Annotated in this window: 13 protein-coding genes; 5 read left to right on the top strand and 8 right to left on the bottom strand. The window is 62.1% G+C overall.

All coding sequences use genetic code 11. From position 1 onward, the window contains the following. On the bottom strand, positions 1-266 hold a 266-nt coding region (locus ABNU97_RS01750), incomplete at its 3' end, for a class II aldolase/adducin family protein (RefSeq protein WP_348765027.1). Between the two features lie 400 nt (positions 267-666). On the opposite strand from ABNU97_RS01750, the gene ABNU97_RS01755 reads away from it, so the two are divergent. From ABNU97_RS01755 to ABNU97_RS01765, 3 genes are all read left to right on the top strand, one after another. Further along, complete coding sequence (locus ABNU97_RS01755; RefSeq protein ID WP_348765028.1) at positions 667-1,884, top strand: 3-oxoadipyl-CoA thiolase; 1,218 nt, start codon at positions 667-669, stop codon at positions 1,882-1,884. Beyond that, the gene (locus ABNU97_RS01760) at positions 1,881-3,047 is read left to right on the top strand and encodes an acyl-CoA dehydrogenase (protein WP_348765029.1); all 1,167 of its coding nucleotides are present in this window, start codon (positions 1,881-1,883) and stop codon (positions 3,045-3,047) included. Before ABNU97_RS01755 ends, ABNU97_RS01760 begins: the two co-directional genes overlap by 4 nt. 198 nt (positions 3,048-3,245) lie before the next feature. Further along, positions 3,246-3,566: a hypothetical protein gene (locus ABNU97_RS01765; protein ID WP_348765030.1), complete on the top strand. Its 321-nt coding sequence runs from the start codon at positions 3,246-3,248 to the stop codon at positions 3,564-3,566. 41 nt (positions 3,567-3,607) lie between these two features. Here the strand turns inward: ABNU97_RS01765 and ABNU97_RS01770 are convergent, their stop codons facing one another. The 5 genes from ABNU97_RS01770 to ABNU97_RS01790 all read right to left on the bottom strand — a co-directional run bounded on the left by ABNU97_RS01770 (position 3,608) and on the right by ABNU97_RS01790 (position 7,673). Beyond that, positions 3,608-4,240, bottom strand: coding sequence for a hypothetical protein (locus ABNU97_RS01770; RefSeq protein ID WP_348765031.1), 633 nt, complete (start codon positions 4,238-4,240; stop codon positions 3,608-3,610). Between the two features lie 126 nt (positions 4,241-4,366). Continuing rightward, on the bottom strand, positions 4,367-4,828 hold the full coding sequence (locus tag ABNU97_RS01775; protein WP_348765032.1) for a MarR family transcriptional regulator: 462 nt from the start codon (positions 4,826-4,828) through the stop codon (positions 4,367-4,369). Between the two features lie 134 nt (positions 4,829-4,962). Further along, the gene (locus ABNU97_RS01780) at positions 4,963-5,955 is read right to left on the bottom strand and encodes an LLM class flavin-dependent oxidoreductase (RefSeq protein WP_348765033.1); all 993 of its coding nucleotides are present in this window, start codon (positions 5,953-5,955) and stop codon (positions 4,963-4,965) included. 188 nt (positions 5,956-6,143) lie between these two features. Beyond that, positions 6,144-6,302 (bottom strand): YqaE/Pmp3 family membrane protein, encoded by a 159-nt coding sequence (locus ABNU97_RS01785; protein WP_348765034.1) that lies wholly within the window; start codon positions 6,300-6,302, stop codon positions 6,144-6,146. A gap of 147 nt (positions 6,303-6,449) precedes the next feature. Then, positions 6,450-7,673 (bottom strand): acetamidase/formamidase family protein, encoded by a 1,224-nt coding sequence (locus ABNU97_RS01790; RefSeq protein ID WP_348765035.1) that lies wholly within the window; start codon positions 7,671-7,673, stop codon positions 6,450-6,452. Between the two features lie 261 nt (positions 7,674-7,934). Between ABNU97_RS01790 and ABNU97_RS01795 the strand changes: the two genes are divergently transcribed. Continuing rightward, positions 7,935-9,605 carry a BCCT family transporter gene (locus ABNU97_RS01795; RefSeq protein ID WP_348765036.1) on the top strand — a complete coding sequence of 557 codons (1,671 nt, stop codon included), beginning with the start codon at positions 7,935-7,937 and terminating at the stop codon, positions 9,603-9,605. Positions 9,606-10,089: 484 nt separating this feature from the next. Here ABNU97_RS01795 and ABNU97_RS01800 read toward each other — a convergent pair whose 3' ends face one another. Beyond that, on the bottom strand, positions 10,090-11,586 hold the full coding sequence (locus tag ABNU97_RS01800) for a peptidoglycan DD-metalloendopeptidase family protein (protein WP_348765037.1): 1,497 nt from the start codon (positions 11,584-11,586) through the stop codon (positions 10,090-10,092). A gap of 65 nt (positions 11,587-11,651) precedes the next feature. Continuing rightward, entirely contained in the window at positions 11,652-11,999 is a 348-nt protein-coding gene (locus ABNU97_RS01805; protein ID WP_348765038.1) for a hypothetical protein, read from the bottom strand. A gap of 511 nt (positions 12,000-12,510) precedes the next feature. Here ABNU97_RS01805 and ABNU97_RS01810 point away from each other — a divergent pair. Next, on the top strand, positions 12,511-13,914 hold the full coding sequence (locus tag ABNU97_RS01810; RefSeq protein ID WP_348765039.1) for an APC family permease: 1,404 nt from the start codon (positions 12,511-12,513) through the stop codon (positions 13,912-13,914). Positions 13,915-13,966 lie beyond the last annotated feature (52 nt).

Consider the following 13,966-nt stretch of genomic DNA (forward strand, 5'->3'; position numbering starts at 1 on the left):
ACGCGGTTGGTCGCGCCCGGGTCGACGATCTGGCCATCCTCGTCGACCTTGACCAGCGAGGAGGCGGTGATTTCGTCGAACAGCCAGCCGTAGGGGTTGATCAGGAAGTGGTGTTCCGGCCCCGGCACGCGCGCGGACAGATGCGTGAACACCAGATCGTCCCAGCCGTAGAGCGATACCAGACGATAGGCGGCGGCCAGATCCTTGCGGACCTGCCATTCTTCTTCGGTCATTCGGGCCGGGTGATCGGTTGCGGCTTGGGCCATGAGTCTCCTCCTGCGTGAAAGCGAGTTCGTAAAATACAATTTCGTTGTTCGAGCAAAGTAGACCTTGCTTGGGTTGCGGTCAATTCATGGATCGCGCGCGGCCGGGGCGTCACCGTACGGGCATCCCGATCATGCATGCCGTGCGTACTGTGGTTGCGTTGGGGCGGGGCACAGCCTATTCTTTCTCACGATTTTTGAAACGCTGTTTCGGCTTCTTGTAGAGCTGGCCTCGCCTGCACCGTGCGCAGGCGCGTATTCGTCTCAGCCACGAGTCGCGCTGGTTTCGACTCAGGCCGCCAACGAACAAGAACACGACAATAAAAAGACGATATCGCAGGCCGAACGCCGAATGCGCGCCACGGTCGATAGGATATCGGTCGCGATTGCTGATGGAGATTGCATGCTCGACGCTTATATCTACGATGGCCTGCGCACCGCGTTTGGCCGTCACGGCGGCGTGCTCGCCCCGGTTCGCCCGGACGATATGCTCGCCGCGGTCATTCGTACGCTGATCGAGCGCAACCCGTTTGATAGCAACGACTACGAAGACGTCATCGCCGGCTGTACCAACCAGGCCGGTGAAGACGCGCGCAACGTGGCCCGCCATGCCGGCCTGCTGGCCGGGTTGCCGGTGTCGGTTGCAGGGCAGACGGTCAACCGTCTGTGCGGCAGCGGCCTGGCCGCCACCGTGGACGCAGCCCGCGCGGTCACGGTCGACGAAGGCGCGCTGGTCATCGCCGGCGGCGTCGAATCCATGAGCCGGGCGCCTTTCGTGATGGCCAAGGCCGACAAGGCCTATTCGCGCAATGTCTCGGTATTCGATTCGACCATCGGCGCACGTTTTCCCAACCCGAAGATTCTGGACGAATACGGCGCCGACGCGATGCCGGAAACGGCCCAGAACGTCGCCGACGATTTCGGCATCAGCCGCGAGGCGGCCGATGCCTATGCGGCCCAGTCCCAGGCCCGTTACGAGGCCGCCCGAGCAGCGGGCTTCTTCGACCAAGAAATCATGCCGCTGGAGGTGGCCCAGGGGCGCAAGCAACCGCCGCTGTCGGTCGACGCCGATGAGCATCCGCGCCCGACCAGCACCGTCGACAAGCTCGCCAAGCTGCCGCCGATCGTGGCCGACGGCATTATCACGGCCGGTAATGCATCGGGCGTGAATGATGGCGCCGGCGCGTTGATCATTGGGTCGAAAAAAGCCGGCGAAGCCGCCGGGATCCAGCCACGGGGGCGTATCATCGCCGGTGGTGTGGTGGGTGTGCCGCCCCGGGTCATGGGCCTGGGGCCGGTCGGCGCCTGCCAGAAGGTGCTCGATCGCGCTGGGCTTACGCTCAAGGATATGGACGTCATCGAAATTAACGAAGCGTTCGCGGCCCAGGTGCTGGGCTGTTGTCATCAGCTGGGGCTGGCCGGCGACGACGAACGCCTCAACCCCAACGGCGGCGCGATCGCGGTGGGTCATCCGCTGGGCGCCTCGGGTGCCCGTCTGGCGCTCACCGGCCTGCGCCAGCTGGAACGTATCAACGGCCGCTATGCCCTGATCAGCCTGTGTATCGGCATCGGGCAGGGTGTTGCCATGCTTATCGAACGAACGAATGGAGCCTCGTCATGAAAGATTTCGCCTGGTCCGATCCGCTGCTGCTCGACGCACAGCTCACCGAAGACGAGCGCATGATCCGCGATGCGGGCCATGATTATTGTCAGAACAGCCTCATGCCGCGCGTGCTCGAGGCCAACCGTCACGAAATATTCCACCGCGAGATCATGAACGAGCTCGGCGAGCTCGGCATGCTGGGGGCCACCATCCCCGAACAGTACGGCGGCGCCGGCCTGAACCACGTCTGCTACGGCCTGCTGGCGCGCGAAGTGGAATCGGTGGACTCCGGCTATCGCTCGGCGATGAGCGTGCAGTCCTCGCTGGTGATGTTTCCGATCTATACCTTTGGCAGCGAAACGCTGCGCGAGAAATATCTGCCCAAGCTCGCCAGCGGTGAATGGGTCGGCTGCTTCGGGCTGACCGAACCCGATCACGGCTCCGACCCCGGCTCCATGAGCACCAAGGCCAAGAAGGTCGACGGCGGCTATGTCTTGAACGGTGCCAAGAACTGGATCACCAACTCGCCGATCGCCGACGTGGCGGTCGTCTGGGCCAACCTCGACGGCAAGATCAACGGTTTCGTGGTCGAGCGCGATTTTGGCGGCATGGAAACACCCAAGCTCGAAGGCAAGTTCTCGCTGCGCGCGTCGGCCACGGGTCAGATCATGCTCTCCGACTGTTTCGTGCCGGAAGAAAATCGGCTCGACGTCGAAGGCCTGAAGGGCCCGTTCTCGTGCCTGAACAAGGCCCGCTACGGCATTTCCTGGGGCGCGATGGGCGCGGCCGAATTCTGCTGGCATGCCGCGCGCAGCTATACGCTCGATCGCAAGCAGTTCAAGCGTCCGCTGGCCGCTACCCAGCTGATTCAGAAAAAGCTTGCCGACATGCAGACCGAGATCACCCTCGGTCTGCAGGGCTGCCTGCGTCTGGGCCGTTTGATGGACGAAGGCAACTGGGCGCCCGAAATGGTGTCGCTGATGAAGCGCAACAACTGCGGCAAGGCACTGGACATCGCCCGCCAGGCGCGCGACATGCACGGCGGCAACGGTATTTCCGATGAGTACCACGTGATCCGCCACGTGATGAATCTGGAAGCGGTGAATACCTATGAAGGTACGCACGACGTGCATGCGTTGATTCTCGGGCGGGCCCAGACCGGGATTCAGGCCTTCGGCTGATCCGGCGCCCGCCGACCTGCGATGAACAAGCCTGCCTGGCCGCAAACGCCAGGCAGGCTTTTTTATTGCGTCCGGTTTCTGCTGGGGCGAATCGCGGCACCTCGGGCCGTCGATCATTCGGCGGACTGATTCACGGGGAATTCAGCGTGAATCGGCTTTACTTGCTCTACGTTGACCAACAGCGCCTGGAGTGAAGCAATGCGCAAACACAATATTCATCGCCTGGCCCTTGCGGGTCTGGTGGCCCTCGGTATGAGCACGTCGGCGTTTGCGCTGGACGACGAGACGCTGGATGCTGCCATTGGCGGCGGCCTCGGCGGGGCCGCCGGTGCGGCCATTGGTAACGAAGTGGGCGGCCGTACCGGGGCGATCCTTGGCGGCGCCGCGGGGGCTGCCGGTGGTGCCGCCGTGACCACGGACGGCGATCGCCGCGATTACGACCGTCGTTACGACTCGCGCTACGAGGGTCGCGGCTCGCGCCATTGCCCACCGGGGCTGGCGAAGCAAGGTCGTTGCTAGTGGCCGTTACATGCCGGCCGTACAACGGCCGGCATGGCTAGTTATAACTGCTGCTCGAGCCAGTTCTGCAGTTTGGCCCGAGCATGGCGTTTGGCCATGCGTTTGGTGGTGGTGGCAGCAGGGCGCATCAGTTCGTTGTCTTCACCAGAAACCATGAACTTGCGTTGCGCGCCGATGATGCCGCCTTCCGGCCCGTAACTCGCGATCACGGTAATCTTGAAGTTGGCGATGTCGAGCGTTCGGATCGGGCGATCGTCGTCGGGCTCGAGGTTGTCGTGGCGCTTGGCCGTCTGGCGGATGATAGAGCGAAACGTGCCCAGGTTCATTTGCTCGCCGGAGTTCAACGGCCCCTGCCGGGTCACGTTCTGGGGACGATCTTCGCTGTCGCTCGGCTCGGCGGTATCGAAATCGGTGATCGATTCGCTGTATTCGTCGTCGCGGGTGCGAATGGTCATCACCAGACTATGGATATAGATTGGCTCCTGACTCATGTTGCTGATCAGGCAAACCGAGTCGATCTGCTGGCCCCAGCCCTGATTGATCAGAATCCGGGCCTTGCGCTGGCGGCGAAAGCCGGCATAGAGCAGATGGGCATAGAATAGCCATACGGCGAGCGTGCCGAGGCTGGCAAAGAATGACAGTGCCTGAGCGTTGTCGTTGATCCACTGCCACATGTCAGGTGAGCGGCCTTGTCGGTGAGGGGCGCGTCAGTCTGTGTGAGTGGCCGCCGCCGGGCTATGCGTAGAATCCCCTAAGGCAGACGCGATGCCGCCGCCAAAGTCTTGGCTTTGGGGCAGCAGCTATGCCTGGCGCAGCGTATCGGCCAGCACCATGATGCGCTTGCGCAGCTGCATGGCTTCGGGCCGCGTCAGTTCGACCTGGCAGAGCATGGCTTCGTGTATTTCTCTGGACTTGTGCTTGAGTGCCAGGCCCTGGTCGGTCAGGGAAATCAGCACTCGGCGCTCGTCCTCGCTGTCGCGTTCGCGCACGACAAGTGCGGCTTTTTCCATGCGCTTGAGCAACGGGGTCAGAGTACCGCTGTCCAGATGCAGTTCACTGCCCAGCTCGCCGACCGAGCGCGGCGCTTTTTCCCACAGTACGAGCATGACGAGGTACTGGACGTAGGTCAGACCCAACGGTTCCAGTAGAGGTCGGTACGCGCGGATGATCCGATGAGTCGCCGTATACAGCGAAAAACAAAGCTGCTCGTCCAGAAAGCGAAAATCCAGATCGTCGTCGTCTTGTTCGTGGGAAGCGCCCATAGGATTGGGGTCCATTTAACCGTACATGACGTATTGTGACGCGTTTGAACTCGAATCGCTAACTTAGTGGAAAGTTGGGGAAATAATCCCGGACGGCACGGTTGTTCGAGGTTTGTCTTCGCGGCGCGGCGCGTTTACCGCGCCATGGCTTGTGCCACGAGCTCGTAGCTGCGCAGGCGCTTGGCCGGATCATGAATATTCGATACCACCATGATTTCGTCCGGTTCACCATCGGCGCAGAGCGCGTCGAGTTGCTCGCGCACGGTGTCAGGACTGCCGATTACGTGCCGGTGGCGGTTCTCCAGAATGGCGTTGCGTTCCATCTCTGAGTAGTCGTAGGCCAGCGCTTCTTCAGGCGAGGGCAGCGGCAGAAACTCGCCCTTGCGCAATCGCAGCCACATCAGATCGACGGTCGCCGCAAGATGCTCCGCTTCTTCATCCGTCGGCGCGCAGATGACGGAAACGCCGAGTATGGCATGGGGCTCGGGAAAGGCGGGCGACGGAGTGAACGCGCCCCGGTAACGTCGCAGCGCCGGTTCGGCAGGCACCGGGCTGAAATGACTCGCAAAGCTGTAACCCATGCCGGCAGAGCCGGCGACGTGTGCGCTTGCACCGCTGGAGCCCAGGATCCAGATGGGTGGCAGGGACACGTCACTGGGGCTGACCGTCACGCCCTCGTAGGGGTGGCCACGCCGCAGCGTGCCGCGCGAAAGCGCGAGCATTTCGTTGAGCAGGTCGGCGAACTGCTCTCCCGACGCGGCACGCAGCGCGCGACTGGCACGGGCATCGGAACCGGGAGCACGCCCCAGCCCCAGGTCGATACGGCCCGGATAGAGCGCTTCCAGCGTCTGAAACGTTTCTGCCACTCGCAGCGGTACATGGTTGGGCAGCATGATGCCGCCCGAGCCGACCCGAATTCGCTCGGTGAGCGCCGCCGCCCGCGACAGCAGTACTTCGGGCGCTGAACTGGCGATACTCGGCATGCTGTGGTGTTCCGAGATCCAGTAACGGGTATAGCCACAACGCTCGGCCAGACGCGCCAGATCGATACTCGCCCGCACCGCCGTCGAGGCGGCTATGCCGCTGGGTACGGGCACGAGATCGAGAACGGAGAGATCGGTTTTCATAGCATCAGCGCTCATGCCGGCAGGAAAGCTCTGGGTGGATACATGCATCGCGATACACGCTCACCCTGTTCACAGCGGGGCAACGGGTTGCTTTGCTGCATCGCGGGGCGCAGTGGCGGCCGGGAACCCGGCCACCATGCCCCTATGCCCAACAGTGGGCATCAATACGGTTTTTTACAGCCTTCGGACTAACGTTTGAGGATGATATAGACCGCATGGATGATGCCGGGCACGTAGCCGCACAGCGTGAGTATGACGTTGAGCCAGAAATGCAGACCAATACCGACCTGAAGAAACACGCCAAGCGGCGGCAGCAGGATGGACAGCAGGATACGAATGAGATCCATAGTTACGTTGGTTCGAATAATAGCCCTGCATGGTAAGGCATTTGTCGAACTGGGCCTGAACGGCAAGAAAAAGCCGGCCCAGGCGGTTTGCCTGGGCCGGCGTATCGATAAAACCCGTCTCGGACAGCCGTCGGCCTGACGGAGCGGTTAGTCGTTGTCGCCGTCGAATTCCTTGAAATCGGCCTTGCGGATGAGCGCGTGAATGCCCTTGGTCTTGTCCACGACCTGCGAGACTTCGAAGTCGGTTGCCGCACTCAGATAGGCCAGGGCCAGCGCCTCGTCGATATCGTAATGCTGGTGCAGAAAACGAATCGACTCGCGTACGGCATCCTTCATGGCCAGATCGAGATCCTCATCCAGGCCCACGGTAATCCAGTAATCGTTGGTTTCACCGAGCAGCTTGTCCACCTGTTTGCCCGGAAGCTCGGCCTTGCCGCTTTTGAGCACCGTAAGCTTCAGCGTAGCCCGCATCGAGCCTTCCAGCGCGGTCAGCGCCACTTCGCCGTCACCCTGCGTGAAGTGGCTGTCGCCGGTATAGAACAGGCCACCGTCGACTTCGATCGGGTAGTAGACGGTGCTGCCCACGCCCAGGTCGTTGATGTCGGCATTGCCGCCGATACGTGACGGCGGCACCGAGTTGACCGGTTCGCTGGTGGCCGGGGCGACGCCCATGATGCCCATGAACGGGTGCAGCGGGAAGCGAATGGTGCGCTCGTTACCCGCGTCAAGGGTGCCGTACCAGCGATCGCCGTCCTTGACGATCGGAGCGAACGTGGACACGTTGGCATAGCGTTCCGGGTGCTCGCTGCTGGGGTTGGGCTCAGGTTCGGTTTTCGGATATTCGCCGGGCAGGGCGCCCTTGCCATGTCGGTTCGAGATCACGCCGTAGGGCACGCGCGGCTCGAGCTTGATGACCTCGACCTTGAGCACGTCGCCCGGCTCGGCGCCTTCGACGGCCACCGGGCCGGTGACGATATGCGGGCCGTCGTTGTAGAAATCATGCTCGAAATCGGACGCCGTGATCGCGATCGCATCGTCGAGCACCTGGTCCTCGGCTACGCCTTTGGTCGCAAAATAGGCGACCGGATCGCGGCCCTGATCCTCGAGAATGCCTTCATGGGAAATGGTATCGAACGTCACTGCACTACCCGAGGGCACGGTCAGCACCGGCTTTGCACTTTGGTTGGGCAAATAGCCCCAGTTGACGGTCTGCGTCGTGGACGGCACATAGTAATTGCCGGCATAGGTGCCGGCGGTCATTTTCTGCGGCTTGTCGGCCAGCGGCTGCAGTACGTCGAAATCATCGGCTGCGGCCTGCACGCTTATCACGCTGCAGCACAGCGCCACCGCGCCTGCGATTCCATAATTCATTCGCTATCTCTATAAAATGAAACAAGCCGGCTCTCATGCAAGACATGGGCCAGGCTGGGATGATCGCGCCGACCGCGTCGCGCCGGCTTGCGCGCCTGGCGCCAAAACGCCTTCCGAAAGCGATTCGGGGCGTTTGCGAGGCTTCGGCCGAAGTGCTAGTAATGGAAGACAACTAGTGCACAATATGATCAAGACCACGGCCGGAACGCAGCGCTGCAGGTGTTCGACGTGGCGTCATTACACCGATCTTCTGGGGGTCACTTGAGTAAATTGCTATCGCGCAGCCAGCGTGTATATACCGGTTCGGCGCTTATAATCCTCGCGCTAGTAATCGTCGGCGCAAGTTTTCCCAAGGCTTTCGGCAACTTTGCCAGCAGCGCTCTCGACGCGATCTCGCACGTCTTCGGCTGGCTTTATCTGCTGTCGGTGTTCGGTTTTGTCATCTTTCTGGTGGGGCTTGCCCTGAGCCGGTACGGCAAAATCCGTCTCGGTGAGCCTTACAGCCAGCCCGAATACAGTTTCTTTTCCTGGGTGAGCATGCTGCTCGCTGCCGGGTTCGGCGTGGGCCTTGTGTTCTACGGCCTGGCCGAGCCGATACTGCATTATCTGAATCCGCCGTATAACGACATGCCGGGGTCGAGCCCGCAGTCGGCACGCTATGCGATTCAGTACAGCTTCTTTCACTGGGGCGTGAGCCAGTGGGCCGGTTTTTCGATCGTCGGCCTGATCATCGCTTATTTTCAGTTTCGCAAGAACGAATCCGGTCTGGTTTCGACCGTGCTTGCGCCGCTGACCAACAAGCTGCCCAAGCCGGCACGCCAGCCCACCAGCGATGGCCTCAACATTCTGGCGGTGGTGGCCACCGTCATGGGCGTGGCCACGTCGCTCGGACTGGGCGTGCTGCAGATCAATGGCGGCCTCAACCAGATGTTCGGCGTACCCGACACCACGCTCTGGAAGTTCATCATTCTGGGGGTCATGTGTGCCTGCTACACGCTGTCCAGCTATTCCGGTTTGGACAAGGGCATCCAGTGGCTGTCGAACATCAATCTGGCCCTGTGTCTGGGGCTGATGGGCTGGGTTCTGTTCACCGGCCCCACGCTGTTCATTCTCAACACCATCGTCGTGGGCGTGGGCGACTACATCTCCAACTTCGTCACCATGAGCCTGCGCATGGATCCGTTCGAGGATACTGGCGAGGCCTGGATTTCGAGCTGGACGGTCTTTTATTGGGCCTGGGTGATTGCCTGGTCGCCGTTCGTGGGCACCTTCGTTGCCCGTATTTCGAAAGGTCGCACTATTCGTGAGTACGTCATGGGCGTGCTGATCGTGCCGCCGCTGCTGGCCTGTGGTTTCATCGGCGTGTTCGGCGGCGCCGGCTTGCATATGGAGCTGTTCGGCGACGCGGCCGGAAGCTTGACGGCCGCGGCGGATAAGGACATCACCTCGGCGCTGTTCAGCTTCTTCGACATGATGCCGTTCAGTACGGCGCTGTCCATTCTGGCGATGTGCCTGATCTTCGTGTTTCTGGTCACCTCGGCGGATTCGGCCTCCTATATCGTGGCGCAGATGACCGACGAGGGCTCGCTCGAGCCGCCGCTCTACAAGCGCCTTTCCTGGGGGCTGCTGATCTCGGCGATCTGTCTGACGCTGATTTCGGCTGGCGGCGAGAACGGCCTCAAGGGTCTTCAGACCGGCTCGCTGCTGGCGGCGCTGCCGTTCGTGTTCATTCTCTACATGATGGTATTCGTGCTTGCCCGCGAGCTGCGCGACGATCGTCGTCGCATGCTGCTCGACCTGTATGAAAAGCACGAATCCATGCCGGTGGGCGCAGACGCTTTCGAAGCCCGCGATATCCTCAACGATGTCTGGGAAGACGAGGACCTGGAAGACGCGGACGACGAGGGCAAGCGTTCGCAGCCCGACCGTTAGCCGAGTTCGATAATTCCGGCACAAGAGCCGCGCCGATCATCGTGATCGGCGCGGCTTTTTTCTTTCTGTCGCTCGATGCGCCTTTGCACGCGATCTGCGGGCCGCTCGATTCGAGCGGCCGGGTAGGCAGCATCGGCGCGTACGGCGGTGCCCCGCGCAGCTCGCGCGGCGGCCCCGGCCGTGCCGTGGGGGCACAGCGCGCATCGATTACGGCCGGTCGTATTACAAGCCGAATGTGAGCCATGGGCGGCTCGTAGGCGGGCGTGGCGGCGATGCGTACACCGGGCGACCGGCGCTCGGTGGGCCGCGCCCCGCCTGGTTACATCGGCATCGGGACCGGCCCGGGCAGGGCCCCGTTTGCGACCTCGCAGGCCGTATTGGATCGGGGTCGGGACGGCAGGCGCCATGCACCCTGCCGGCCGCGGGCAGGGACCTGGCAAGTAGTGTGTGTCGTGACCCGGGCAGTGGCCGGTTGCTGTCTTGTCTAGGCGTTGCTGTCGCTCGAGACCACGCAGAATAGATCTGCCAGCGAATGGCTGCGCTGCAGGTTGTGCGGGGTCAGGGCGAACGTCGCATTCACCGTGCTGGCCTGCGTACAGCCGTGACGAGCGCCCGCGCTTGACGCCACCAGCGTCTGGCTCATGTTCGGCACGTCGTCGAGCGCTGCGATCAGCGGCTGAATACGGCTGGTATAGGCCGCGAGGCGGGATTTCGGCAGCGGGTGACCGTCCGGCAGCTTCATGGTCAACGGATTATGCGGACGGCCGTTCAGGCGAACTTCATAATGCAGGTGTGGGCCGGTGGCTTCGCCGGTGGCGCCGACATAGCCGATGACCTGGCCTTTCTTGACGTGATCGCCGCGCTTTAGGCCGTCGGCGAACTGGTACATATGGCCGTAGCGGGTGGAATAACCGTCGAAATGGCTCAGCTGCACGATACGTCCATAGCCGTGCCGGCGGCCGACGAATTTCACTACGCCATCGCCGGCGGCATGGATCGGCGTACCGCGCGGGGCGGCCATATCAACGCCCCAGTGCGGGCGACGGATATGCAGAATCGGATGCAGGCGATCCGGATTATAGGGCGAGCTTATCCGACTGTAGTTGACGGGGTGGCGCGACAGCGACGGCTCGTACGCCCGGCCCTCGGCGTCGTAATAGCGCGTTTCGCCGTCTTCGTTGACGGCACGAAACGCTTTCAGGTTGCGACCATCCGTCGTGATGCTGGCCGCGACGACCGGGCCCGTTGCCACGCGCTCGCCGTTTGCGTATTCGGCTTCGTAAACGATGCTGAAGCGATCGCCCGCATGCATTTGCCGCGAGAGGTTGGCGCGGTAGCGGTAGATGTGGGCGAGCTGGGCGGACACCGCCGCAGGTACGCCGGCCTTCGCCAGCGAACGCGAAAGCGAGCCCTCGACCGTGCCACGCGCGGTGAGTTGGCGAGTCTGGGTTTGTAGGCGCACGATCTGGGCGTTTAGCGCGCCCGCGCCAGCTTCGCTCTCGACGCCGGAGCGGGTTATCGAAAGCGTCTTGATCGCGTCGAGTTCGAAGCGAAGTTCGGCGAGACGGCCATCGGTGGTCTTGCGCAGTTCCAGCGTATCGCCGGGACGCAGTCGCTTGAGTGGGGCCACGGTGTCGCCGAGTGCGAGAAGCGCCATCAGCTCGCGGGCCGGCAGCCCAACGCGCTCGAACACGCGCGAGAGCGAATCGCCCGATTTGACCGTGACTTCCAGCCAGGGCGTGATCTCCGGGGCGCTCTTCGCCAGCAGCGCCTGCCGTTCGTCCGGCCCGAGCTTGCTGGTCACTGCGGCGCTGGACTCGTCGGCATCGAACCCGCTGCCACTTTCGAACGCAGCGGCATGCAGACTCGCCTGAGCGCCCTGCGAGAAGGGGTTCGCATGGACGCTGCCCCCCATGCATACGAACAAACTCATACCCAGCGCGCCGTGCGTACCGGCACGCAAAAATTTCGACCAACGCATTCAATACCCTCGGTCTCTCGCGCTTTGCACGATGAAATCATCGCCCGACAGTCGTCTTCGACCTGTCATAAAGACGAAAAGTTTCGTCGCAGTTGCATCACTCTGTCCCGGTCCCCACCGAGGCGTTGTGCAAAACCGCTTTTCCCCACGGGGTTATACAGTAACATCGCGCGAAAAACGAGCCCGAGCGCGATTGTTGTATCGTGGTGGATCTGCTTTTCAACGCGGCATTCTCGCTTTTTCGCTTTTATCGCAACGGCTAACGCGCTTTTTCGCAGGCGGTGCACGAAATCCCCCGGGTTGGGCGCGCGGCTAATACTGGCGCGGCCTCGCGCATCAGGGGGCTGCTTTTTCCGGCCTATTTTGTCGTTGGGAATGATTGCGGGTGCGGTCGTGCGCGGCCACGCGCTCATGCCCAGACGCCCCCGAGCCCACCTCCCAAGCAACCCTTACTCCGGCACCACGACAACTGAATGCGTCAGCCGTTTTAACGTCGTCGGGAAATAAACGCCGGCACCCGTTGGTCTTTTGTTTTCAAAGGGTCACGGCCGTCGGCCGAGGCGCACTTGCTTTGGCAAACGCGCGTTATCAACTCGACCGGTCAGCTGTTGCAGGATCTGTTTTGGGCCGGGCCAGGGCCTGTTAACGCTAATGAAAGCGTCGCGCCGTGCGTTGTGTAGCGAATCGACGCGGGCGCGCTGAAACGCCAGATCGCGAAAAAATAGAGCGCGCCCGTGCACGTTGCGCCCAAAATCCTGCCATGCGGCGTTGCGCGGCGTGTCTGGCACGATTGTGGACAGCAACGTGGCGATTGGCATTCGTGTTAACAGACCGTAACAAGATCATGTCTGTTATCCGCGCGGGTGCTAACCTGCATCCAGGGAGTCAGGGTGCGATCGGACGGCCCTCGGGCCAGGGGGAATGATGACTACAAGCGGCGATTCACCTCGCTTCGTGCGGGTATTGGCGAGCAAGGACGTATTGGCCCTGGCATTCGGGGCGATGATCGGCTGGGGCTGGATCGTCATGACCGGCAACTGGATCGTGTCGGCGGGCAGTCTCGGTGCCGTTACGGCATTTCTGCTCGGTGGCGTGGCGATCGTGCTGGTCGGTCTGACCTATGCCGAGCTTGCCGCTGCCATGCCGCAGGCTGGCGGCGAACACGTCTACAGCTATCGCGGCCTCGGGCATATGCCGTCGTTCATATGCACATGGGCGATTGTGCTGGGCTATATGACGGTCGTGTCCTTCGAAGCGGTCGCGCTGCCGACCGTGGTCGAGAACATCGTGCCGGGCTACAGCGTGGGCTATCTGTGGACCGTGGCCGGCTGGGAGGTCGAGGCTACCTGGGCGCTGGTCGGCGTGGTCGGTTCGCTGCTGATGATGTGGGTCAACTACATTGGTATTCGTACGGCAGCCCTGTTGCAAAAACTGGTTACGCTGCTGATCGTGGCAGTCGGGCTGTTGTTTCTCACCGGTGCGCTTTTCAGCGGCGAGAGCGGCAATCTAACGCCTTTCTTCACGGGTGAATCGAGCGTGGCCGGCGGCATCATGAGCGTGCTCGTGATGGTGCCATTCATGTTCGTCGGTTTCGACGTGATTCCGCAGGCGGCAGAGGAAATCGACATGCCGCACCGGGATATCGGCCGCCTGCTGGTGTTTTCGGTTCTGCTTGCCGTGTTTTGGTATGCGGCGATCATTTTCTTCACTGCCTACGTGCTTTCGCCGCAGGGTATCGACCTCGACGCGCTGGCCGTGCCGGACGCCATGGCAGCTGCGTTTTCCAGCGCCTGGGCTGGCAAGCTGATGGTGCTGGCCGGTATTGCCGGCATCATCACCAGCTGGAATGCGTTTTATATCGGCGGCTCGCGCGCCATTTATGCGCTCGCCAAGGCCGATATGCTGCCGCGCGCGTTCGCTAAGCTGCATCCGCGCTACAACACGCCCACCAACGCCATCCTGCTGATCGGTATCGTGACATCGCTGGCGCCGTTGCTCGGACGCAGTGCGATGGTCTGGCTGGTCAATGCCGGCGGTCTGGGCATCGTGCTTGCCTATCTTTTTGTAGCCGCATCGTTTCTGGTTCTGCGCTATCGTGAACCGCATATGGACAGGCCGTTCGTCGTGCCGGCGGGCAAACTCGTCGGAATAGTCGCGTTTGTGCTTTCGATCGCGCTGATCATGCTTTATATGCCGACCAGCCCCTCGGCGCTGGCGCCGGTAGAATGGGCGATATTCGGCGCGTGGATGCTGGGCGGGGCGGCGATGTATGGCTGGGCTCGTGTACGCTACGGCTTACATGCACCGGATTCGTCGGTGCAAACTTAGTACCGGGGGAAGGCCGGCCGGTCGCGCGCTATTTGATCGCGCATTCGGGTCT

Source organism: uncultured Salinisphaera sp. (assembly GCF_964012375.1).
In the GTDB taxonomy this organism is placed as follows: domain Bacteria; phylum Pseudomonadota; class Gammaproteobacteria; order Nevskiales; family Salinisphaeraceae; genus Salinisphaera.

Bases quoted from the DNA above. Each gene is read 5' to 3' on its own strand.
- ABNU97_RS01760 (WP_348765029.1), top strand. From the start codon at position 1,881: ATGAAAGATTTCGCCTGGTCCGATCCGCTGCTGCTCGACGCACAGCTC.
- ABNU97_RS01755 (WP_348765028.1), top strand. From the start codon at position 667: ATGCTCGACGCTTATATCTACGATGGCCTGCGCACCGCGTTTGGCCGT.
- ABNU97_RS01810 (WP_348765039.1), top strand. From the start codon at position 12,511: ATGACTACAAGCGGCGATTCACCTCGCTTCGTGCGGGTATTGGCGAGC.
- ABNU97_RS01785 (WP_348765034.1), bottom strand. From the start codon at position 6,302: ATGGATCTCATTCGTATCCTGCTGTCCATCCTGCTGCCGCCGCTTGGC.
- ABNU97_RS01790 (WP_348765035.1), bottom strand. From the start codon at position 7,673: ATGAATTATGGAATCGCAGGCGCGGTGGCGCTGTGCTGCAGCGTGATA.
- ABNU97_RS01780 (WP_348765033.1), bottom strand. From the start codon at position 5,955: ATGAAAACCGATCTCTCCGTTCTCGATCTCGTGCCCGTACCCAGCGGC.
- ABNU97_RS01805 (WP_348765038.1), bottom strand. From the start codon at position 11,999: ATGAGCGCGTGGCCGCGCACGACCGCACCCGCAATCATTCCCAACGAC.
- ABNU97_RS01765 (WP_348765030.1), top strand. From the start codon at position 3,246: ATGCGCAAACACAATATTCATCGCCTGGCCCTTGCGGGTCTGGTGGCC.
- ABNU97_RS01770 (WP_348765031.1), bottom strand. From the start codon at position 4,240: ATGTGGCAGTGGATCAACGACAACGCTCAGGCACTGTCATTCTTTGCC.
- ABNU97_RS01800 (WP_348765037.1), bottom strand. From the start codon at position 11,586: ATGCGTTGGTCGAAATTTTTGCGTGCCGGTACGCACGGCGCGCTGGGT.
- ABNU97_RS01775 (WP_348765032.1), bottom strand. From the start codon at position 4,828: ATGGGCGCTTCCCACGAACAAGACGACGACGATCTGGATTTTCGCTTT.